Source organism: Bradyrhizobium sp. 23 (assembly GCF_023073295.1).
Taxonomy (GTDB): Bacteria; Pseudomonadota; Alphaproteobacteria; order Rhizobiales; family Xanthobacteraceae; genus Bradyrhizobium; species Bradyrhizobium canariense_D.
In genome coordinates this window covers 29517-52132 of the sequence record NZ_JADPJF010000022.1, presented here as the reverse complement: position 1 = coordinate 52132, position 22616 = coordinate 29517, and the positions used below count along the sequence as shown (strand labels likewise).

Below are 22616 nucleotides of genomic sequence, written 5' to 3'. Positions count from 1 at the left end.
ATTCGAGCCGCAAGCCGGCCGAGGTCGGCGCGCCTTTTTCGACATAGCGCGTGTAGTCGCTGGCAAAGCTGTCGGCGGTCTTGCGCAATTGCGGCGAGGCCTGCCAGGCGAGAACCGCGCCCGCGAGCAGGGCGGCGGAGATGATCGCGATGCTGCGCCATCTCAGATGAAGTAACGCAAACACACCGAACAGGATCGGAATGGTGAGCAGCGCGGTGCGCGATACCACCACGAACACCATGTTGACGAAGAAGGCGAGCGCAAGCGCCGTGAGCAGCGCGGCGATCCAGTAGCGCTTCTGGCGCAGCAACTGCACGATTGAATAGGCGAGCGCGACCGCGCACAGCGTGAACTCCTGGCTCTGGTCAATGTAGTTCTTGACGAAGATGCCGCGCTCGACGCGGTCGGATTTGAGCGCGAGGTCTGGGTAGAAGGCGACGAGCCAGGACATCACCGACAACAGCGCGCAGGACACCAGGAAGGCGACAAACACCCAATGTCCGCGCGGCGAGCGCGCAAAATGATAGAACAGGATCGGCAGCACCAGCAGCTTGACGGTCGGATTGACCGCGTAGAAGCGCGCCCCCCAGGCCGCGTCCGACCACAGCGTCCCGACCAGCGCGAGCAGGACTAGCGCAATCGGCGCCGCACAGATCGGACGCTTGAGCGATTGCAGGAACTCACGGACGTCGAGGAACGGCACCATGCAGAGCAGCATCAGGACATTGAATATCGCCGCAAGCGACGTCGACCATGGTAGCGAGGCCGCAGTCAGGATCGCAAACAGATCGACCGTCTCGGACCAGGCCGCCGGACTGCGCAGACGCCGCCACAGCACCTGGCCGGTCGTCGCCCCGGCGAGCGTCGTCACTTGCCCTCTCCCCGCGCGCGATGAACCAGCGCCGTCGTGCTGAAGCCTTGGAGAATGTCGACCAGCACCACGGTCCCGCCCGCGGCCTCGACGACCTCATGGCCGACCACCTGCTCGCGGGTGTAATCGCCCCCTTTGATCAGCGCGCTCGGCTTGATGCGGGTGATCAGGTCGATCGGCGTATCCTCATCGAAAATAACGACGAGATCGACGGCTTCGAGCGCCGCCAGCACTTCCGCACGCGCTCGCTCGTCCTGAACGGGGCGGTCGGCGCCCTTCAGCCGCCGTACCGAGGCGTCGCTGTTCAGCCCCACGATCAGGCGGTCGCAGGCGGAGCGCGCCGCTGTCAGCACCTTGACGTGGCCGGGATGCAGGATGTCGAAGCAGCCATTGGTGAAGCCGACGCGCTGGCCTTGCTTCTTCCATTCCGCGAGCTGCGCGTCGAGCGCGCCGGGCTCGAGCACGATCTTCTCCTCGGCCGCGAGATAGGCATGCGGCAATATTTTTCGTTTCAGCTCGGCCGCACTCACGCTGGCGGTGCCCTGCTTGCCGACGGCGACGGCGGCCGCGGCACTGGCCATGCGCAGCGCCGTGTCCCAGTCCGCGCCCGTGGCCAGCGACACCGCGAGCGCCGCGGCAACGGTGTCGCCGGCGCCGGAGACGTCGCGCACCTTGACCGGAAACGCCGGAACGTGAACGGCCTCGCCGTTGCGCGGCACCAGCGTCATGCCGTGCTCGCCTTGGGTGACCAGGATCGCTTCGCAATCGGCGAGCCGCATCACGTCCTCGCTGGCATCGACGATGCTCTGCGGCGTGTCGGCGCGGCTTCGGGTCGCTTCCGAAAATTCCTTGCGATTGGGCGTGAGCAGCGTCGCGCCGCGATAGATCGCCCAGTTTAGGCTTTTGGGATCGACGATCACGGGCTTACCGAGTTTTCGCGCGGCGTCGATGGTGTGGCGGATGACGCGGGCGGTCAGCACGCCCTTGGCGTAGTCGGACAGCAGCACGATGTCGGCGCGCGCGATCTGCGGCAGGATTGCTTCGATCAGCTTGGTCTCGATCGTATCGGAAGCAGGCTGTGCCTGCTCCCAATCCGCACGCAGCATATGCGTGGAAAAATGCTCGGAGACGAAACGCACTTTTCGCGTGGTCGGACGCGAGGGATCGCACACCAGCACGCTTTCGATTGCGTCCTGCTCCGCAAGCGTCGAGGCGAGCTGCCTGCCCGCCTCGTCCTCGCCGACGAGGCCGACGAAGATGCAGCGCGCGCCGAGCGCGGCGACGTTGCGCGCGACATTGCCGGCGCCGCCGATATGGATCTCGCTGCGCTGGGCCGCTATGACAGGCGCCGGCGCCTCCGGCGATATCCGCGACACCTCGCCATAGACGAACTCGTCCAGCATGATGTCGCCAATGCACAGCACCGTGCAGCCTGAGATGGCTTGCGCGAGGGCATCGAAATCGAGAATGGGCGTCGGCATGGCGATGGACCTCAGCGGAAGCGGTCGGGCCGGTCGAGATAATCCCCGACATAGGCCTTCACCGCGTCCTCGAGCGTCATGAAACCGCCATTGTAGCCGGCGCGGTGGAGGCGATCGACCTCACTCTGGGTGAAGTACTGGTAGCTGCCGCGGATCTGCTCGGGCATGTCGACGTATTCGATGTTGGGGCCGGCGCCGAGCGCAGCATAAGCCGCCAACATCAGGTCCCTGAAGCTGCGTGCCTTGCCGGTGCCGACATTGAACAACCCGGACACCGAGGGCGTTGCCAGCAGCCACATGATCACGCGCACGACGTCGTCGACATAGATGAAATCGCGGCGCTGATCGCCGTCGGCGATGCCCTCGCGATGCGACTTGAACAATTGCACGACGCGGCCCGCTTTGACGTCGTCGAAGCGGCGCGCCAGAACGCTCATCATCGAGCCCTTGTGGTATTCGTTGGGGCCGAACACGTTGAAAAACTTCAGTCCGGCCCATTGCGGCGGCAGCTTCTCGCCGTTCGCAGCGCGCTCGGCGACGGCAAGATCGAACAGGTGCTTGCTCCAGCCGTAGAGGTTCATCGGGCGCAGTTTCTTCAACGCAGCGACCGAGGCATCGTCGTCAAATCCTGCCTCGCCGTCGCCGTAGGTCGCCGCCGAGGAGGCGTAGATCAACGGCACCGCATTCGCCGTGCACCAGTCCAGGAGGCGCATCGACAGGCGGAAATTGGTCTCGAACACCAGGTCGCCGTCGGTCGCGGTGGTCGCGGAAATCGCCCCGAGATGGATCACGGCATCGAGCTTGCGGCCCCGCAGCCAGTCCGGCAGCTCAGCCGGCGGCACGATATCCAAAAGCTGCCGCTTGGCGAGGTTGCGCCATTTGCCCTCGTTGCCAAGGAAATCGCAGACGACCACGTCGCTGCGGCCGGCCTCGTTCAGCGCGGCGACGACATTCGATCCGATAAAACCGGCCCCGCCGGTCACCAGCAACATTCCAACTTCCCTGCCAGATTCCGCCTGCCCGAAGTTTTTCCGCCTGCCCGAAGTTTTGCGGCCCGGTTCTGCCCTAGCGCATGATCCGCCAAAGTGTAAGCGGTTTTGGGATTGCCACTCAGCCGGCTTTACCTGCCGGCCCGGAGCGGCTAACCGAACCGCCACATCAGCGCACCCCGGCCTTTTTAACGAATGAACCAAGATTCGCAATTTAGTGGGGAGGCAGATCGGGGCGACACGCGCCCGATCCTGATCGTCCCCTACATGTGGATCGGCGATTTCGTCCGGAATCACACCGTCGTGCGGGTCCTGAATGAGCGCTGGCCGAACCGGCCGGTCGATCTGCTCACGACCTCCCTATGTGCGCCCTTGGTCGATTACATGCCGGGCGTGCGCGCAGCGATCGTCTGGGACCTGCCGCGCGGCCGGCTCGCCGTGGGCCGCCAGCTCGGCCTGGCGAAGCTCCTGCGCGAGCGGAACTACGGCACCGCCCTGGTGCTGCCCCGGACCTGGAAGGCCGCCATTGCGCCCGCTTTGGCCGGCATTCCGGAAAGGGTCGGCTTCGTCGGCGAGTTCCGGTTCGGCCTGCTCAATCGCTGGCGCTGGGGCGAAAAGAAGCTGCCCCGCTTCATCGACAAGAACGCCGCCCTCGCCCAGCCCGATGGCGCCCCGCTGCCTCCGGAATGGCCGGTGCCGCAGTTGCGGGTTCAGGCCGAGGACATCGTCCGCTGGCGGCAGGCCAATGGCCTCAGCGCCGGCGCCGCGGTGGCCCTGGCCCCCGGCTCGGTCGGCGTCTCAAAACGTTGGACCTACTATCCCGAGGCCGCCCGCTTGCTGGCCGAGCGCGGCCTTGAGGTCTGGGTTGTCGGCGGCCCCGGGGAAAAGGGCCTGGCCCAGGAGATCGTCGGGGCCGGCGGCCCGGGGGTCCGGGACCTCACCGGCAATGATCTGCGCAACGGCGTGCTGGCCATGGCTGCAGCCGGCGTCGCGATCTCCAACGATTCCGGCCTGATGCACATCGCAGCCGCCCTGGGCACGCCGACCATGGGCATCTTCGGGCCGACCAGCCCCTATCTCTGGGCCCCCCTCAACGGCCTCGCCGCGACCGTGGTGCAGGACAAGAGCGTGCTCTCCTGCCAACCCTGCCAGAGCACGATCTGCAAGATGAACGACCACCGCTGCATGCGAGATATCGCGGCGAGCGAGGTGGTGGAGATTGCGCAGCGGGTGCTGGGTGAGGTGGGGATGCGGGCTTCGACCTGAGGGCCGTCGAGGCTACGCCGACGATGACATCATACCGGTGTTTTGCCCGATGAGTCAAATCGACTTCGTAAAATCCGCAGCTTCGGGATGCCGGCCAAGCCATTGATTTCGTTGGCCTCGGCTACTGTGCATGGGGTTGTTTTCGCGATTTTTTGTTTGCTGCCCTGAAGGCGATGCTCAAAGCAGCGGCCGATAGACGTCCCCGATCCGTGACGCCTCCGCATCGAGGCTGAACCGTTCGAGCACCCGTGCCCGCCCGCGCTCGCCCATAGCAATCGCGGCGGCCACGTCACGCATCAGCGGTTCGACCGCTGCAGCCAGCGCGTCCGCATCACCGGTCGGGATCAGCACGCCGGTCACGCCATCCTCGACCACGAGTTCGGCCGCCCCGGCGCGCGCGGCGACCAGCGCGCTGCCGGCCGCCATCGCCTCGATCAATGTCAGGCCAAAACCTTCGTTGCGCGAGGTGAAGGCGTAGATGGTCAGCCGCTGATACCAGCGCTGCACGTCTTCGATCGGTAGCTCGCCAGTGATGACGATGCGCGATTGCAGACCGGCGGCCTCGATCCGCTTCTTCAGGTCGTTTGCAAAAACGGCTTGCTCGGGTGTGACCTGGCCGACGATGATTGCGGTGAAATCCGGATAGCGCGGCAGCAAGCGGCACATCGCATCGACGAACACATCGGTGCCCTTCTGCGCGCGTACCCGGCCGAAGCAGCCGATCGCGTAGCGGCCCGGCAACGCGGTTTCCGCGAAGGCAGCAGTGCGGTCGAGCGGCGGCGCATAGACGGCGGTGTCGACGCCATGCGGAATCACCGTCGCCTTCACCTTCAGGAACGAGGCCGAAAGATCTGATGTCGCGATGATCGCGTCCATGCGCCGGATCAGCCAGCGCGTGATCCAGCTATGATGGCGCTGTGCCGCCGAGGTGAAGACGAGCTTGAGCGGCCAGCCGAGCGCGCGCAACAGCACGCCCGCGATCATCTCGTTGTTGCGGCGCGCGTGCCAGATCAGCGGCGCGCTGCGGCGCCACAATCTCAGGAGATCGGCACCGTTCAGGCGCGCGATCCCCTCCGGCGCGTCGGAGCCGAACCACGCGGCGCGAAACAGCTTTGCCAGCCGCGGCGCCACCATCCGGTTGGTCGCGGTGACCCCCGAATAGCGCCTGTGCAGATTTGGCACGATCACTTCGAGATCGCCTGGGGAATTCGCCACGCCACGCTCCGTTTCGAAAGTTCCTATACGCAACATTAAGCATAGTGACCAGTTCAGCCGCGCCGATACCCACTCTTCACCACGTAAACGTTAGCTTGGAGCGTTGATCGAAGACGGGTGAGATCATGACTGTGCTTGTCACCGGCGGTGCCGGCTATATCGGAAGCCACACGGTTCTGGCGCTGGCGGAAGCCGGCGAGGACGTCGTCGTGATCGACGATCTCTCCACCGGTTTCTCGGCCTATCTGCCCGAAGGCGTGCCGCTGTTCATTGGCGATGCCGGCGACGAGAACCTGCTCGAGGGCGTGATCGCCCAGCACAACATCGAGAGCATCATCCATTTCGCGGGCTCGGTCGTCGTGCCGGATTCGATGCGTGATCCGCTCGGCTATTACCGCAACAATTTCACGACCGCGCGCAACCTGCTCAATGTCGCGGTCAAGCGCGGCATCGACCGCTTCATCTTCTCCTCGACCGCGGCGGTCTACGGCGATCCGGATCTGGTGCCGGTGCCCGAGCATGCGCCGACACGGCCGCTGTCGCCCTACGGTTCGTCGAAGCTGATGACCGAGATCATGCTGCACGACGTCGCCGCCGCCTACGGCATGCAGTACGTCACCCTGCGCTATTTCAACGTCGCCGGCGCCGATCCGCAGGCGCGCATTGGATTGGCCACCGTCGGCGCCACGCACCTGCTCAAGATCGCGGTGGAAGCCGCGACCGGCCAGCGCGCCAAGATCGACGTGTTCGGCACCGACTATCCGACCCAGGACGGCAGCTGCATCCGCGACTTCATCCATGTCACGGACCTGTCGCAGGCGCATCGCTCGGCGCTCGCTTATTTGCGCAACGGCGGCGCCTCGACGACGCTCAATTGCGGCTATGGCCGCGGCTACTCGGTGCTGGAGACCATCGACGCGGTGCGCCGTGTCTCGGGCCGCAGCTTCGCCGTGCAATACGCCCCGCGCCGGCCCGGCGACATCATGACCATGGTCGCCGACACCAGCCGCATCCGCAGCCTGCTCGACTGGAAGCCGCAATACGACGACCTCGAGACCATCGCAGCGCACGCGCTGGCATGGGAGGACAAGCTGTTCCGCGAGCGTCACGGCGAGCTCCGCCAGGCCGCCTCGGCCTAGATTCCATTCCAGCGCAAGCCCTTAATTGGGCTTGAAAAGCGCTGGCTTAGCGGGCACAGAGGCCGTTCGATCCCTGACGCGCGGGCAGGCTTATTCCTGTGCCGTCAATGGACTGCGGATGGCTCAGTTTCCAAAGAAAATCACCGACGATCCCTATGCGGCAGCGGTGCTGATTCGCCGCCTGGTCACGGAACAGGGGATCATCTACTGGCGGCGCTACCTCGTCGCCTTCGCGCTGATGGCGCTTGCCGCCGGATCGACCGCGGGCGCGACCTACGTGCTCGGCCAGGTCATCAACCAGGCCTATGTCGACAAGAACATCCCGGGCATCGCGATGTTCTCGGGCATCACCGTGATCCTGCTCTTCATCAAGGGCGTGGCGACTTACGGCCACATGGTGATCCTGACCAAGATCTCCAACGCCATCCTCGCCACCAACCAGCGCCAGCTGTTCGCCAAGTTGATGCGCGAGAGCGTCGGATTCTTCTCCGAGCGGCATTCGTCGGAATTCCTGGCGCGGCTGACGGCCGGCGCCAAGTCCATCACCGACGTCCTCAACATGCTGGTCAATGCGGTCGGGCGCGACCTCATGATGTTGCTCGCCATGATCGGCGTGATGGTGTGGCAGGATCCGGTGATGTCGTTCATCGGCCTCGTCGCCGTGCCGCCGGCAATGCTGGTGCTGCGCAAGCTGGTCAAGCGCATCAAGGGCCTCGCCTACAACCAGTTCACCGGCACCGCCGACATCCTGGAGACGATGCAGGAATCGCTGCAGGGGATCCGCACGGTGAAAGCGTTCACGCTCGAAGACACCATGCAGAACCGCATCGACGAGAACATCGCGATCGTCGAGCGCAACGCCAACAAGATGGCCCGCGTCGCCAACCGCTCCAATCCGCTGATGGAGATGCTCGGCGGCTTCGCGGTCGCCGGCTGTTTGCTTTACGGCGGCTATAGCGTAGTCGCCCTCAACGCCACGCCCGGCGCGTTCTTTTCCTTCATGACCGCGTTCCTGATGGCGACCGAGCCGGCCAAGCGGCTGGCGCGGCTCAACATCGACCTCAACAGCCAACTCGTCGGTGCCCGCATGCTGCTGGAAGTCGTCGACAGCCCCGCGAGCGAGCATTCCGACGACGACAAGCCGGCGCTGAAACTGTCGACTGCGCGCATCGAGCTGCGCGACGTCAGCTTTTCCTATCGCAACGGTGAGACCGTGCTCAACCGTATGAGCTTTGTTGCCGAGCCCGGCAAGGTCACTGCGCTGGTCGGCCCGTCCGGCGGCGGCAAATCGACCGTGCTGGGGTTGCTACTGCGCTTCTACGAGGTGACGCAAGGCGACATCGTGATCGACGGCCAGTCGATCGGCGCGGTCTCGCGAAAATCGCTGCGGGCCCAGACCGCCTATGTCGGTCAGGACGTCTATCTGTTCCGCGACACCATCCGCAGCAACATCGCGTTCGGCCGCGCCGGCGCGACCGAAGACCAGATCATCGACGCCGCCAAGGCGGCCTGCGCGCATGATTTCATCATGGGCTTCCCGCTCGGCTACGACACGCCCGTCGGCGAGCACGGCACGCAGCTGTCCGGCGGCCAGCGCCAGCGCATCGCGGTTGCGCGCGCGCTGATCAAGAACGCGCCGATCATCCTGCTTGACGAAGCCACCGCCGCGCTCGATTCCGAGTCCGAGCGGCAGGTGCAGGAGGCGATCGAGCATCTCTGCCAGAACCGCACCACCATCGTGATCGCGCACCGCCTGCACACCATCATGCACGCCGATGCGATCCTGGTGGTCGAGGGCGGCGAGATCGTCGAGCAGGGCCGGCACGACGAGCTGCTCCGCCGCGGCGGCCGCTACGCCTCGTTCTTCCGCCTGCAGCATCACGACGCCGGTGCTCTGGCGCCGATCAGCGCAACCGCATAGAGTTCCCTTCACCTCAAGAGCAGCGAGATCGCACCATGAACGCCGCCTCCTACGTCATCCCGCTTCCGACCCAGGCTTCGCTTCCCGTCGTCGGGGAAAGCGGCCGTTATCCCGTGCGCCGCATCTGGTGCGTCGGCCGCAACTATCTCGAGCACATCCGCGAGATGGGCAATGACGAGCGCGCCCCGCCGTTCTTCTTCGCCAAGCACGCCGACATGCTGGTGCCCGACGGCGCCACCATTCCCTATCCGCCGCTGACCAAGGATCTCCATCACGAGGTCGAGCTGATCGTCGCAATGAAGAGCGGCGGCCTCAACATTCCCGCCGAGAAAGCGCTCGACCATGTCTACGGCTATGCCGTCGGCATCGACCTGACCCGCCGCGACCTGCAGATCGCCTCGCGCAAGAAGGAGCGTCCGTGGGAGGTCGGCAAGTCGTTCGATTATTCGGCGCCCTGCTCCGCAGTGCAGCCGGCATCGATGATCGGCCACCCCGCCAAGGGCAAGATCTGGCTCACGGTCAACGGCAAGGAAGCGCAGAAGGGCGACCTCACCGAGCTGATCTGGAACGTGCCCGAGATCATCTGGCAGCTCTCGCAGCAGGTGAAGCTCGCCGCCGGCGACATCATCATGACGGGCACGCCGGCCGGCGTGTCGCAGCTCCAGCCCGGCGACAGGCTCGAATGCGGCGTCGTCGGCGTCGGCACGCTGAAGGTGAGCATCGGTCAGCCGGAATAAGGCTGGGCTCGAGATCACGGGACAGCAAAGCCCCGGGCATCGCGTCCGGGGCTTTTTTGCGGATTCAAGTTCGCCGCTCGTACGCCCCCGCGGCGTTGATGTCCTTTCCCGTGTAATCGGTCATCATCGCGGTCGCCACCAGCGTCACGACCGCGCAAATCGCGATGTAGACCGCGATCGCGGTCGCCGAGTGGAACGTGCCGTACAGCCAGGTAGCGATCAGCGGTGCGGGGCCGCCGGCGATCACGGATGCGAGCTGATAGCCTAGCGAGGAGCCGCTGTAGCGCAGGCGTCCGGTGAAGCTCTCGGCGATCAAGGCGGCTTGCGGTCCATACTGCATGTCGTGCGGAATCAGCGACAGGATGATCGCGAGGAAGATGATGGTCAGCGACCCCGTATTGAGCAGGGCGAAATAGACGAAGCCGAAGATGCCCGTCACGGCAGCGCCGAGCATATACATGTTCTTGCGGCCGATCTGATCGGAGATATGTCCGCACAGCGGGATCGACACGAACGACAGCACCGAGGCCGAGAGCACCGCGGTCAGCAGGAAATCGCGCGATACGTGCAGGGTGCCGATGCCATAGGAGAACACGAAGGCCGTGAAGATGTAGAACGGCGCCTGCTCCGACATGCGCGCAAACGCAGACAGTAGAATCTCCTTCGGGTATTCCCGGATCACCGTGAGCATCGGCGTGCGATCGACCTGGCGTTCGGCCACGAGCCTAGAGAACACCGGGGTTTCGAGAATGCCGAGCCTGATATAGAGGCCCACGCCGACCAGGATGATGCTGAGCGCGAAGGGAATACGCCAGCCCCATGCCAGGAACTGATCACCCGCCATCTGGCTGAACACCAGCACGGCAAGATTGGCCAGGAAAAGCCCGCAGGGCACACCGAACTGCGGCCATGATGCGATCAATCCACGGGATCGGTCGTTGCGCGCCCATTCCATCGACATCAGTACCGAGCCGCCCCACTCACCACCGACTCCGACGCCCTGAATGAACCGCAGCACGGTCAGGATCACGGCGCCCCAGATACCGATGCTGGCATAGGTCGGCACCACGGCGACCGCAGCGGTCGCCAGTCCCATCAAGAGCAAGGTCGCGATCAGCGTGGATTTACGTCCGACGCGGTCGCCATAATGGCCAAAGATTGCCGCGCCGACGGGCCGCGCGGCGAATCCGACCGCGTAGATCGCAAACGCCTCCAGCGTGCCGACCCAGGGATCTGAGTGAGGGAAGAAGAGCTTTGCGAAAACCAGACCCGTGACGGTGCTGTAAAGAAAGAAGTCATACCACTCGATCGCGGTGCCGATTGTGGAGGCGATCACGGCGCGGCGAAGCTGGCGCTGATGCTCGGGGGCGGTAAGTCGGGTGGCGTCGAGATCAAGGGTTGCCATGGGAGCGCATCCTCAGATAGGCCCCCGCTTGCGTGGTTTCACCTGTTATTGTTGCTGAAAAAAACGACATTGGGTTCCAAGGGTTCCAACCGAGCTGGAATGAGAGGGTAAAACTTTAGTCGGCCCGCAAGCCCGGCGGCACTACCAAGCCTTCACCGGCCGATTGGCGTGGCTTGTCTGCGGCACACCCCGATTGAGCGACATGTGCGAATGCACGCACAGCCAACCATCGCCATGTCTTGAAAACACCATCGTGGCCCGGCCGGGACGCGGAAACGCGCTGCCGTCGGGATGATAGCCGGTGCTCGTCCACGGCACGACCACGGTCGCTATCGTGCCATCGGACGATGCCAGGACCGAGGCCTGGTTGATGACGAAACGGAAGTCGGACGTCTTCGGCCACACGTTGTCCCATTGCGTGGTGACCCATTGGTCGAGGCCGGGAATGACGTCATTGTGCGTGCCAAAGGCCAGCACTTCCGGATGGAAAAGCGGCCGCGCCGAAGCATAGTCGACGTCGCGGACATAGCCCGCGAAGGTGTCCAGCCAGTGGCGAAAGAACTGCGTGATCTCGGTATTCGCGGTCGGCAAGGAGGCCATCGTCTGCTCCATGTTCGGCAACTCAATCGCGGCAATCTTTGTTGCCATGAGGCGAACCGTCCAGCAAGATATGTGGAGAGCACCGGTGGAGATCGATCGACCAGCCGGGCCGATTTCATGGAGCCAGACTCATGAGACGCCTTCTCCTGCTTGCAGCCACGCTTATCGTCTCGTGCAACGTTGCCAGCGCGCAGTCCGTTCAGCCCTATGCCGGTCTTGAGCATCGCCCCATCAAGGCGCTGTCGCCGCAGCAGATCGACGATCTGCGAGTCGGACGTGGCATGGGCCTGGCACTTGCCGCCGAGCTCAATGGATATCCCGGTCCGAGCCATGTTCTCGAGCTCGGTGATCGGCTTGATTTGACTGCGGATCAGCGCATCCGGGTTCAGCGCCTCTTCGATGCCATGAAGCAAGAGGCGGTCCCGCTAGGTAACAAGCTGGTCGAGCAGGAAACGGAGTTGGACCGCCTCTTCTCCGCCCGCGTCGTGACATCGGACTCACTCAAGGCAGCCCTCGTTGCCATTTCGGAAACCCAGGCACTGCTCCGCGAAAGCCACCTCAAATACCATCTATCGACAACCGCCCCTGCTCGATCAGAGCCAAATGCAGCGATACGCGGAGCTGCGCGGTTACCAACGCCCTGATGGCTCCGAAGAACACAAGCACCGTCACTAAAGGCGATCACCGCAATGCCGACAGCACGATGAGACCGAGGATCAGCGCCGTCAGCGAATATTTGAGCGTGTAGTAGACGTTGCGATTCCATTCCTTGACCTTGCGGCTCGCAAGATGGATCTCGTAGAGCTTGCCGAACACCTTGTTGAGCAGGCCGACGCTCTCGCCGTCGACGTTCTGGGTTGCAGAGGCCTTGACGATGTGGTGGCTGACCCAACGGTTGATCGCGGTCATGAAGCCGTATTTCATCGGCGCCCTCGACGTCGCAAAACAGGATGATGCGGTTGACGTCGGTGGCATTCTCCGCACTGTGGATGAAGGTCTCGTCGAACATGAAGGCCTCACCGTCGCGCCAGACGCATTCGACGCCGTCGACCAGGATGCGGCACTTGTTCGAGTTCGGCGTGACAAGGCCGAGGTGATAGCGCAGCGAACCGGCAAAGGGATCGCGGTGGGCGCCGAGCTTGCCGCCCGGCGGCAGCATCGCAAACATCGCACCATGCACGCTCGGAATGGAGTTGAGCAGCTCCACCGTCTTCGGGCACAGCGTGCGCGCCGAGGGCAGGAAGTCATCGTACCATTTCAGGTAAAAGCGTTTCCAGCCGCTCTTGAAGAACGAATAGAAGCCCCAATCGTTGTTCTTCGCCGCCGCGCGAATGAAGCCTTCGTCGAACAGGCGAACGGCCTCGTCGCGAATGGTCTCCCAATTTTCGCTGAGGGCTTTCAGCTCCTGAAACTGCTCCACCGGGATCACCGGCTTGTTCGGCACCGCCGAGCCCGCGTACATCAGCACATTGTAGGGCGCGAGATAGGTGGAGTGGTCCCCGAGCGGGCGCGCTAAGCGCAGTCGCTGCTTGCCGCGGAAATGAACGTAGATCGTCGATGCCGCCAGCACATAGAGAATGACGAGTTGCGGCGCAAAAAGCTGTTTTAACATCTCCCCCGTTCCCCGATGATTCAACCGGGGACGTGATCTATCCCGACGCGGCCCGAGCGGCAAGATATTCGCCGGTGGGTTGCAATCACGCTCCGGAGATCAGGGCGGGGAACTTGAGGCCGAACCGAGCCGAATCAGGCCGTGACAGCGCCTGGAGGCCCTTGAAGGTCAGGCGCTTGGGGTCGGTGACGCCGGCAAGATACAGGCGGCGGATGAACGCGATGACGGCGTCGCGGTCGCAATCGGTCAACGCGACGACGGCGTCGACCGCGATTCTCTGGGCTTCCATTGGGCTCACCTCGGCCTTGCAAGTAACCCCGGCCGAGACAGGCTAGGACTCCGCGGTTAATCCGGCGTTAACCGTTCGGGCAACATGGCCGATTCACCCGACCCGCCGTATACGCAAAACAACGCATTGCCCGTGCGCGCAGCGGCTCACCGGGCGGTGATGCCGTTCTTGAGCCGAGCAAACTGCTTCTTCAGCCGCGGCACCGCAAATTCCGTGAAGGTCCGCACCTTCGGCACCGAGAGCCGGCCCTGCGGACAGATCAAATGCGCGGGCATCTCGGGATCCTCGTGGCCGGGCAGGACGATCTCGAGTTCGCCGCGCGCGACCTGCTCGCCCACCTGATACGAGTACATGCGCGCCACACCACGGCCGGCGACGGCCGAGGCCACTGCCGCGTAGGTGCTGTTGACGACGAGCCGCGGCGTGAACTGCACCGTGCGGGCGGCCGACGACCCCGCCTGCGGTGCAAAGGTCCAGGAATTGGGAAGGTGGGCCATCGCGACGATCTAGTGCTTGGCGAGGTCGCCGGGCTCGGTGATGCGCGGGTGCTGCTTCAGATAGCGCGGTGATGCTACCACGACGCGGCTGATCTCACCGACCCGCATCGCGACCATTGCCGAATCCGCGAGATGACCGATGCGAAGCGCGACGTCGACCCCCTCCTCGATCAGATTGACCGCGCGATCGAACAGCAGGAGTTTTGCCGAGACGGTCGGATAGGCGTCGAGAAACGCATCGAGGATCGGCCGCAGCACCATCTCACCCGACACCACAGGCGCAGTGATCGTGAGCAGGCCGCGGGGGGCCGTGCGCGGCCCGGCCGCGATGTCGTCGGCCTCCTCCAACTCGGTGAGCACGCGGCGACAGACCGCGACATAGCGCTCGCCCTCCTCGCTCAGCTTGATGGAGCGTGTGGTCCGGTGCAGCAGCTCGGCACCGACCCGCTGCTCCAGGAAAGCAATGGCGCGGCTGACCGCCGCCGGCGAACGGCCGAGCTTGCGGCCCGCGGCCGCGAGGCTGCCCTCGTCCACCGCAAGGACAAACACCTTCATCGCGTCCAGACGATCCATACGTTTCCCGCCAGCCCATCGAGGTCAGACTGGAAGCTAGGCGTTCGCTCCTGCCGCGACAACCACCGCCGGGAGCCCGCCCGGCATTCGTTCGCGCCGCGAAAGAGTGTCTGCCGGACAGCGCGTATTCGCAGCCGGCCCGCTGCGGCGTACCTCATAGGCTAAGCCAGCCGCTGCTGGCGCAGGTTCTGAAAGCCAACAACAGGAGCCCATCATGGGTATCGAACAGAAGGTTGCCATCATCACCGGTGCTTCGCAGGGTATTGGCGCCGCCCTGGTCCGGGGTTTTCGCGATCGCAACTATCGCGTCGTCGCGACGGCGCGCTCCATCAAGCCGTCGGGCGACGAAGACGTCCTCGCCATTGCCGGCGACATCGCCGACCGGAGCACCGCCGAACGCGTGGTCTCGCAAGCCGTCGCCCGCTTCGGCCGCGTCGACACGCTGGTCAACAACGCCGGCATTTTCGTCGCAAAGCCGTTCACGCAGTACACGGCGGAGGATTATGCGGCGGTGATGGGCACCAACGTCGCAGGTTTCTTCCACGTCACGCAGCTTGGCATCGCCGAGATGGAAAAGCAGGGGTCCGGCCACGTCGTCCAGATCACGACGACGCTGGTCGACCAGGCCAATTCGAACGTGCCCTCGGTGCTGGCCTCGCTGAGCAAGGGTGGGTTGAGCGCCGCGACGAAGTCACTGGCGATCGAATATGCCAAGCGTGGTATCCGCGTGAACGCGGTGTCGCCCGGCATCATCAAGTCGCCGATGCATCCCGTCGCGACGCACGCCCAGCTCGATGCGCTGCATCCCGTCGGCCATATGGGCGAGATGTCCGACATCGTCGATGCCGTGCTCTATCTCGAGGGCGCCTCCTTCGTCACCGGCGAAATCCTGCATGTCGACGGCGGCCAGAGCGCCGGCCACTGAACGCTAGCGCCTTCGCGCACGAGGACGACATGACAGACGCAGATGCCAAGCAGCAAGTCCACCCCCGATCGCATCAGCGGTCGGGTTCGACATCACAGACTTCCTCACAGCAAACCTGGCGATATGCGGTAGCAGGATTGTCCGCATCGCTGGTCGGGCTTGGCCTCGCGCGCTTTTCCTACACGCCGCTGATCCCGGCCCTGATCGCCGCAAAATGGTTCGACCCGTTCGACGTCGTCTATCTCGGTGCAGCGAACCTGGCCGGCTATCTTGCCGGCGCGCTCGCGGCGCGGACCGTGGCCGCGCGCATCGGCGCCGTTCGCGCCTTGCGGGCGATGATGTTGCTCGCGACCCTCTCCTTTTTTGCCAGCTCGACCCCGGTGTCGTTCACCTGGTTCTTTGCCTGGCGCTTCCTGTCGGGGCTCACCGGCGGAATCATCATGGTACTGGCGGCCTCCGTCATTCTGCCGCATATCTCGGCGGCGAGGCGCGGCATCGTCGGCGGCGTGATCTTTGCGGGCGTCGGGCTCGGTGTCGCCGCATCCGGCACGCTGGTGCCGCTGTTGCTGCAGCAAGGCTTGCAACAGAGTTGGTATGGTCTTGGCGTGCTCGCGGGCACGCTCACGCTGGTGAGCTGGTGGAACTGGCCCGCTGAGGCCAAGGCCGATACCGTGTCATCGCAGCGGGCGAAGCACGCTTCGCCCGCTGCTCGCGGCTTGCTCGTCCAATACGGCCTCAACGCGGTGGCGCTGGTGCCGCACATGGTCTTCATCGTCGATTTCGTCGCGCGCGGCCTCGGCCAGGGTATTGTTGCGGGATCGCACTACTGGGTGCTCTATGGCCTTGGCGCAATCGTCGGCCCGCTGGTCACCGGTCATCTCGGCGACCGCGCTGGGTTTGGACCGGCGCTGCGCGCCGCCTTCCTGATCGAAGCGGCCGCCGTGTTGCTCCCGACCGTCAGTACCGCGCCTCTCCCGCTAATCGTATCGAGCGTGGTGGTCGGCGGCTTCACACCTGGCATCGTACCGCTCGTGCTCGGACGCATCCATGAGCTGGTCCCACATTCTGCCGAGCAGCAGCGCACGACATGGAGCCATGCCACGACCAGCTTTGCGCTGTTCCAGGCGGCCGCGGCCTACGGCTTCTCCTGGATCTACGCACAGACCGGCGGCGATTATCTCGTCTTGTTCACGCTGGGCGGCGGCGCGGTGGTGCTCGCACTCGCGATTGATCTTGCCCTGCCGCTTGCCACGCGCAAGGCTTAGAACGCCGCGGTCGTCGCGATCAGGAATATTGCATCACGCCGTCGTCGATCCGGCCGAACCGCAAGGAGACGATGTCGAGCGCGTAGTTCTGGTAGAGCCGCCACGGCTGCTTCGAGCCTTGCTTCGGCATCTTTGCGACCGAGCGCTGCACATAACCCGAGGTGAAATCGAGCGACGGCTGCGCCGTGATCGTGGGATCGTCATTATGTGGCATGCACTGCCGGAAATTGTGCCGGTCCATGTAGTTGATGAGCCGACAGACATATTCGCAGGTGAGGTCGCATTTCAGCGTCCATGATGCGTTGGTGTAGCCGAACGCAGAAGCCATGTTGGGCACGTCGGCATACATCGTGCCCTTGTAGGTCAGCGTGTTGGCGAAATCGACGGCGCGGCCGTCGACACTGATGTCAAGACCGCCGACCACCTGGAGCACCAGTCCCGTCGCGGTCACGATGATGTCCGCCGCAAGCTCGCTGCCGTCCTTCAGGCGGATACCATCGTGCGTGAACGTGTCGATCTCTTTGGTGACTACGGAGGCGCGCTGCTCGCGGATCGCCTTGAACAGGTCGCCATCCGGCACGAGGCAGAGCCGCTGGTCCCACGGATTGTAGCGCGGCGTGAAATGGTTCGCGACGTCGTAGTCGGGACCAAGCGCAATCTGCATGCCCTTGAGAACCAGCTCCTTCACCTTCGCAGGGCGGCGCCGACTGAGCTGGAAGAAGAACATCCCCCACATCACGTTGCGCCAGCGGATCAGGTGATAGGCAAGCCGCGTCGGCAGATTGCGCCGCAATTTGTTGGCGACGGGATCCTGTGCAGGGCGCGACACCACATAGGTCGGCGAGCGCTGCAGCATGGTGACCTGCGCGGCCGTCTTGGCGAGCTCCGGCACCAGCGTCACCGCGGTCGCGCCCGAGCCAATCACGACGACGCGCTTGCCCGCGCAGTCGATGTCGTCGGTCCATTTCTGCGGATGCACGATGCGGCCGGCGAAATCCGCGACCCCCGGAAACTCCGGCGTGTAGCCCGCCTCGTATTTGTAATAGCCCGAGCACATGAACAGGAAATTGCAGGTGAAGCGCACGAATTCGGCCGCGCCCTCGCCGGTGATGCGCTCGGCCTCGACGATCCAGCGCGCCTCACTCGTCGACCACGCCGCACGCTTGACCCGATGGTGAAAGCGGATGTGCTTCTCGATGCCGTTCTCGGCTGCGGTTTCGCGAACGTAGCTGAGAATTTGCGCGCCGTCGGCGATCGCCTTCGGATCGGTCCAGGGCTTGAAGGAATAGCCGAGCGTGAACATGTCGCTGTCGGAGCGGACGCCGGGATAGCGAAACAGGTCCCAGGTGCCGCCGATACAGTCGCGTCCCTCAAGGATGACGTAGCTCTTGGTCGGACATTTGGTCTGAAGATGATAGCCCGCGCCGATCCCGGACAGGCCGGCACCGACGATCACCACGTCGAAATGGTCTTGAGCCATTGTTTTCTCCGCTGCCAAGGATTGTCTGACCGGGATCATTGCTCGTCAACTGGCAACCGGCCTGACACAACCTCGGGGAGACGCGTGCGTCACGCTCAAGACAACAAAGCCCCGGATCGCTCCGGGGCTTTGCATCGAAAATAGATCCGATCAGCGGATCAGTAGCGGTAATGGTCCGACTTGTAAGGACCTTCCTGCTTGACGCCGATGTAGTCGGCCTGGTCCTTGCGCAGCTCGGTGAGCTTGACGCCGATCTTGGCAAGGTGCAGGCGCGCGACCTTTTCGTCGAGCGATTTCGGCAGCACGTAGACTTCCTTCTTGTACTTGCCGTCCTTGTTGTTGGCGAAAAGCTCGATCTGCGCCAGCGTCTGGTTGGTGAAGGAGGCCGACATCACGAAGGACGGATGGCCCATCGCGTTGCCGAGGTTCACGAGGCGACCTTCCGACAGCATGATGATGCGGTGTTTGTCGGGGAACTCGATCTCGTCGACCTGCGGCTTGATGTTGGTCCATTTCAGGTTACGCAGACCCGCGATCTGGATCTCATTGTCGAAGTGACCGATGTTGCAGACGATGGCGCGATCCTTCATTGCGCGCATGTGCTCGATCGTGATGATGTCCTTGTTGCCGGTCGCGGTGACGAAGATGTCGGCGCGGGGCGCGGCGTCTTCCATGGTCACGACTTCATAGCCTTCCATCGCCGCCTGCAGCGCGCAGATCGGATCGACTTCGGAGACCATGACGCGGCAGCCGGCTTGGCGCAGCGAGGCGGCCGAACCCTTGCCCACGTCGCCGAAGCCCGCGACCATCGCAACCTTGCCGGACATCATCACGTCGGTGCCGCGGCGGATGCCGTCGACCAGCGATTCACGGCAGCCGTAGAGATTGTCGAACTTCGACTTGGTGACGCTGTCGTTGACGTTGATGGCTGGCCATAGCAGCGTGCCGGCCTTTTGCATGTCATAGAGACGATGCACGCCCGTGGTGGTCTCTTCGGAAACGCCCTTGATGCTCTTGGCGATCTCCGCGAAGTAGCCCTTCGGCTTCTCCTTGAGCTGCTTCTTCAGAAGCGCGAAGAAGACTTCCTCTTCTTCCGAACCCGGCTTGTCCAGGAACTTGGTGTCGCCGTTCTCGGCGCGCAGACCGAGATGGACGTACATGGTGGCGTCGCCGCCGTCGTCGAGGATCATGTTCGGGTGACCGCCGCCGTGCCAGTCGAACAGCTTGGCGGTGTAGTCCCAGTACTCGGTAAGGCTCTCACCCTTGACGGCGAACACCGGAATGCCGGCGGCTGCGATCGCCGCCGCGGCGTGGTCCTGCGTCGAATAGATGTTGCAGGAGACCCAGCGGATGTCGGCGCCGAGCGCGGCCAGCGTCTCGATCAGCACGCCGGTCTGGATCGTCATGTGCAGCGAGCCGGCGATACGCGCGCCCTTCAGCGGCTGCTTCGGGCCGTACTCCTCGCGGGTGGCCATCAGGCCGGGCATCTCGGTCTCGGCGAGCGAGAGCTCCTTGCGGCCGAAATCGGCGAGCGAAATGTCCTTGACGATGTAATCGGTGAAGCCGGGCTTCGCGTTCATTGCGGGCGTCCTGTTGTTGAATTGGTCATCCCGGGTCACCCTGGAGGGCGAGCCCGGAATCTCGATGCGATCGATTAGGAATTCCGGGTTCGCCGCTGTCGCGGCGCCCCGAAAGGTCGTCGGTGATCAGACCGCGCGCTTGAGCGCTTCGACGAGATCGGTCTTCTCCCAGGAGAAGCCGCCCTCGTTGTCGGGAGTACGGCCGAAATGGCCATAGGCGGAGGTGCGCGCGTAGATCGGACGGTTGAGATCGAGATGGCTGCGGATGCCACGCGGGGTGAGATCCATCGCCTTGGCCGCGGCCTTCTCGAGCTGATCCTCCGACACCTTACCGGTGCCGTGGGTGTCGATGTAGATCGACAGCGGACGCGCCACGCCGATGGCGTAGGCGAGCTGCAGCGTGCAGCGGTCGGCAAGACCGGCCGCGACGATGTTCTTGGCGACATAGCGGGCAGCGTAAGCCGCGGAGCGGTCGACCTTGGTCGGATCCTTGCCGGAGAACGCGCCGCCACCATGCGGAGCCGCGCCACCATAGGTGTCGACGATGATCTTGCGGCCGGTCAGGCCGGAATCGCCATCGGGACCGCCGATGTAGAACTTGCCGGTCGGGTTGATGTGCCAGATGGTCTTCGCCGTGATCCAATCCTTCGGCAGCGCCTCACGCACATAGGGCTCGACGATGTCGCGAATCTGCTTGGACGAGATGTCCTCGACCAGATGCTGGTGCGACACCACGATCTCGCGCACGCCGACCGGCTTGCCGTTCTCGTACTGCACGGTGACCTGGCTCTTCGAGTCCGGGCCCAACACCTTCTCGCGGCCGGAGTGCCGCGCTTCCGAGATGAGGCGCAGGATCTTATGGGCGTAGAAGATCGGCGCCGGCATCAGATCGGGCGTCTCGTTGGTGGCGTAGCCGAACATGATGCCCTGGTCGCCAGCGCCCTCTTCCTTGACTTCGCCCGGCTGCAGCGCATCGACGCCCTGCGCGATGTCGGCCGACTGCGGATGCAGCAGGATCTCGATGTCCGCCTTCTCCCAGTGGAAACCTTCCTGCTCGTAGCCGATGTCCTTAATCGCAGCGCGAACGACGCCTTCGATCTGCTCGTTGGTGACGGATGCGGGACCGCGGGTCTCGCCGGCGATCACGACCTTGTTGGTGGTCGCGAGCGTTTCGCAGGCGGCACGAATTTGCCAGGGATCGATGCCGGCTTTCGGTCCTTCGCGGTAGAACAGATCGACGATCTCGTCGGAGATCCGGTCGCACACCTTGTCCGGATGGCCTTCGGACACGGACTCGCTGGTGAAGAGATAGGACGCGCGCATCAGTAACCCCTTGTTCCGCCGCTAGCTGGCGGGCGTTGCGATATTTAGCTTTGAATGATGTCAATCACGCCGGCGCGAGATGACGTAGGATTCGTCGAGAAACCAGAGCCCATTGTACTTTCGCAGCACGTCCCTGGCGGCATCCAGGGTGCGGCCGTTTTGAGTCATCTCCGTCAACCGGTCGTCCTCAATCTGAGCGACATACACCGCCGCATTCCAGGCTGCAAAGGCCGTCGAGGTTCCGATAGTGCCTGTCACCTCGTTGGGCAGCGCTTCCATATCATACCTGAAGATCGAGCGGTTATCTGCGTAAGCATTAAAATTTAGGTCGCGGCCCACCGAGCCGAGCTCGTACTTCACCGCGCGCAATAGCTCATGACGGCTCACCGAGAAAGGATTTTCTCCGGGCCAGATCGCCTGGATCATCTCCATGCCCGGATCCTGGCCGTGGGAGTGAATTCCGATCAGGCGGCCGCCTGCCCGCAAGGCCCGCGCCAGGGGCGCAATGATCCGTTTTGCCCGGAAATTGACCGAGGACAGCGCGCGGTATGGCTGGGATGCAATAACGAGGTCGAAATTGGCCTCGGCCTGGCCCGGCCGTGGAATGGTCGAATCGAGCAGAAACCGCTGATCTTCACGGTAGAGCACCAGCACGACGGGCCGCTCATAAAGCGGCATCCCCGTGCGCGGGCTGACCGCTGCGCGCCAGTTCTGCTCCAAAAACGGCTTCAATTCCGCGATTTGCGTCTCGAACTCGCCGGAGGAAGCACCCCGCAGGGGAACCTCGTGCCAGACGGTCGCGGCGGCCGCCGCGGGCGATGCCGGCGTGAGCCAGGGCGCCTCCGCGTAGAGCATGTTGGTAAAAACGAACACCGAGGCCGGGTGCTCGAAAATGCGATCCGGCACCTTGTCCAGCGTCAGGCGGAGGTCCTCGAGACTGAGCTCCTTGCCGGCGACATAGAACGGCATGTGCGGAAAGCGCTGGTGCATCGAGCGCAGCACGCGCGCCAGTACCGTGCCGTCGCCAACGCCGGCATCGAATACGCGCAGTGCCGGGGGCCGGGGATGGATGCTGGCAAGCTCCAGCGCCACGCGCTCGGCGACCACCCGCTTCTCACTGCAAGTGTGGACGAACAGCAGGTATTTCTGCCGATTCTCAAAAAAGCGGAAATTGCCGCGCGGATCGCGCTTTTCCGGCGGCACCTGAAGCCCCCGCGGCGGCGGCACGCCGCCGGCCATCGATGCAGCCATGTAGGCCTGGATCCGGTCCAGGGTATCGATCGTGATGCGTTTGCCCTCGCGCAAGCGGTGCACGAGCTTCCCATCGTTCACCGCGCGCCGGCCGAACGTCGACTCCGCCATATCCGCCTTACGGCAGAACTCGGTGATCTGGCTCAGGATTTCGTCATTCTTCATTGAGTGGGACGCAGTGGGCAGAGGGATTGGGT

The 22616-nt window shown here is 64.0% G+C and carries 18 protein-coding genes and 2 pseudogenes; 7 read left to right on the top strand and 13 right to left on the bottom strand.

Translation table 11 applies throughout. The features are described from left to right. The 3 genes from IVB32_RS03340 to rfaD all read right to left on the bottom strand — a co-directional run. On the bottom strand, positions 1-871 hold an 871-nt coding region (locus IVB32_RS03340; protein ID WP_247409790.1), incomplete at its 3' end, for a ligase. Further along, positions 868-2352, bottom strand: a complete 1485-nt coding sequence (rfaE1, locus tag IVB32_RS03335; RefSeq protein ID WP_247409788.1) for a D-glycero-beta-D-manno-heptose-7-phosphate kinase — start codon at positions 2350-2352, stop codon at positions 868-870. The genes IVB32_RS03340 and rfaE1, both read right to left, overlap by 4 nt. An 11-nt stretch (positions 2353-2363) precedes the next feature. Next, on the bottom strand, positions 2364-3344 hold the full coding sequence (gene rfaD / locus IVB32_RS03330) for an ADP-glyceromanno-heptose 6-epimerase (RefSeq protein ID WP_247409786.1): 981 nt from the start codon (positions 3342-3344) through the stop codon (positions 2364-2366). A 192-nt stretch (positions 3345-3536) separates the two neighbouring features. Here rfaD and waaF point away from each other — a divergent pair, with 192 nt between their 5' ends. Further along, positions 3537-4607 (top strand): lipopolysaccharide heptosyltransferase II, encoded by a 1071-nt coding sequence (gene waaF, locus IVB32_RS03325; RefSeq protein WP_247409784.1) that lies wholly within the window; start codon positions 3537-3539, stop codon positions 4605-4607. Positions 4608-4784: 177 nt separating this feature from the next. Here the strand turns inward: waaF and IVB32_RS03320 are convergent, their stop codons facing one another. Further along, a complete protein-coding gene (locus tag IVB32_RS03320) occupies positions 4785-5822 on the bottom strand; it encodes a glycosyltransferase family 4 protein (RefSeq protein WP_247409783.1) in 1038 nt (345 codons plus the stop codon). 125 nt (positions 5823-5947) lie between these two features. Here IVB32_RS03320 and galE point away from each other — a divergent pair, with 125 nt between their 5' ends. The 3 genes from galE to IVB32_RS03305 all read left to right on the top strand — a co-directional run bounded on the left by galE (position 5948) and on the right by IVB32_RS03305 (position 9619). Beyond that, complete coding sequence (gene galE, locus IVB32_RS03315; protein WP_247409782.1) at positions 5948-6961, top strand: UDP-glucose 4-epimerase GalE; 1014 nt, start codon at positions 5948-5950, stop codon at positions 6959-6961. Positions 6962-7079: 118 nt separating this feature from the next. After that, on the top strand, positions 7080-8882 hold the full coding sequence (locus tag IVB32_RS03310) for an ABC transporter ATP-binding protein (RefSeq protein ID WP_247409781.1): 1803 nt from the start codon (positions 7080-7082) through the stop codon (positions 8880-8882). 35 nt (positions 8883-8917) lie between these two features. Further along, positions 8918-9619 (top strand): fumarylacetoacetate hydrolase family protein, encoded by a 702-nt coding sequence (locus IVB32_RS03305; RefSeq protein WP_247409780.1) that lies wholly within the window; start codon positions 8918-8920, stop codon positions 9617-9619. A 64-nt stretch (positions 9620-9683) separates the two neighbouring features. Here the strand turns inward: IVB32_RS03305 and IVB32_RS03300 are convergent, their stop codons facing one another. Together IVB32_RS03300 and IVB32_RS03295 are read right to left on the bottom strand one after the other, a co-directional pair. Continuing rightward, on the bottom strand, positions 9684-11024 hold the full coding sequence (locus IVB32_RS03300; RefSeq protein ID WP_247409778.1) for an MFS transporter: 1341 nt from the start codon (positions 11022-11024) through the stop codon (positions 9684-9686). 141 nt (positions 11025-11165) lie between these two features. After that, positions 11166-11624, bottom strand: a complete 459-nt coding sequence (locus IVB32_RS03295) for a nuclear transport factor 2 family protein (protein WP_247409858.1) — start codon at positions 11622-11624, stop codon at positions 11166-11168. A gap of 131 nt (positions 11625-11755) precedes the next feature. Between IVB32_RS03295 and IVB32_RS03290 the strand changes: the two genes are divergently transcribed. Then, positions 11756-12268 carry a hypothetical protein gene (locus IVB32_RS03290; protein WP_247409775.1) on the top strand — a complete coding sequence of 171 codons (513 nt, stop codon included), beginning with the start codon at positions 11756-11758 and terminating at the stop codon, positions 12266-12268. A gap of 37 nt (positions 12269-12305) precedes the next feature. On the opposite strand, the pseudogene IVB32_RS03285 reads toward IVB32_RS03290, so the two are convergent. From IVB32_RS03285 to IVB32_RS03275, 3 genes and pseudogenes are all read right to left on the bottom strand, one after another. Then, positions 12306-13236: pseudogene (locus IVB32_RS03285) on the bottom strand (aspartyl/asparaginyl beta-hydroxylase domain-containing protein). An 85-nt stretch (positions 13237-13321) separates the two neighbouring features. Continuing rightward, positions 13322-13525: a hypothetical protein gene (locus IVB32_RS03280; RefSeq protein ID WP_247409860.1), complete on the bottom strand. Its 204-nt coding sequence runs from the start codon at positions 13523-13525 to the stop codon at positions 13322-13324. Positions 13526-13671: 146 nt separating this feature from the next. After that, positions 13672-14595 (bottom strand): annotated as a pseudogene (locus IVB32_RS03275) (LysR family transcriptional regulator). Between the two features lie 214 nt (positions 14596-14809). Between IVB32_RS03275 and IVB32_RS03270 the strand changes: the two are divergent. Beyond that, entirely contained in the window at positions 14810-15520 is a 711-nt protein-coding gene (locus IVB32_RS03270; RefSeq protein WP_247409773.1) for an SDR family NAD(P)-dependent oxidoreductase, read from the top strand. A gap of 29 nt (positions 15521-15549) precedes the next feature. Beyond that, the gene (locus IVB32_RS03265; RefSeq protein ID WP_247409771.1) at positions 15550-16785 is read left to right on the top strand and encodes a YbfB/YjiJ family MFS transporter; all 1236 of its coding nucleotides are present in this window, start codon (positions 15550-15552) and stop codon (positions 16783-16785) included. A 19-nt stretch (positions 16786-16804) separates the two neighbouring features. Here the strand turns inward: IVB32_RS03265 and IVB32_RS03260 are convergent, their stop codons facing one another. From IVB32_RS03260 to IVB32_RS03245, 4 genes are all read right to left on the bottom strand, one after another. Then, positions 16805-18265, bottom strand: a complete 1461-nt coding sequence (locus IVB32_RS03260) for an NAD(P)/FAD-dependent oxidoreductase (RefSeq protein WP_247409768.1) — start codon at positions 18263-18265, stop codon at positions 16805-16807. Positions 18266-18423: 158 nt separating this feature from the next. Next, positions 18424-19845 (bottom strand): adenosylhomocysteinase, encoded by a 1422-nt coding sequence (gene ahcY / locus IVB32_RS03255; protein WP_007601979.1) that lies wholly within the window; start codon positions 19843-19845, stop codon positions 18424-18426. 126 nt (positions 19846-19971) lie between these two features. After that, entirely contained in the window at positions 19972-21168 is a 1197-nt protein-coding gene (metK, locus tag IVB32_RS03250; RefSeq protein ID WP_204511798.1) for a methionine adenosyltransferase, read from the bottom strand. Between the two features lie 60 nt (positions 21169-21228). After that, positions 21229-22584, bottom strand: coding sequence for a hypothetical protein (locus IVB32_RS03245; protein ID WP_018457294.1), 1356 nt, complete (start codon positions 22582-22584; stop codon positions 21229-21231). Positions 22585-22616 lie beyond the last annotated feature (32 nt).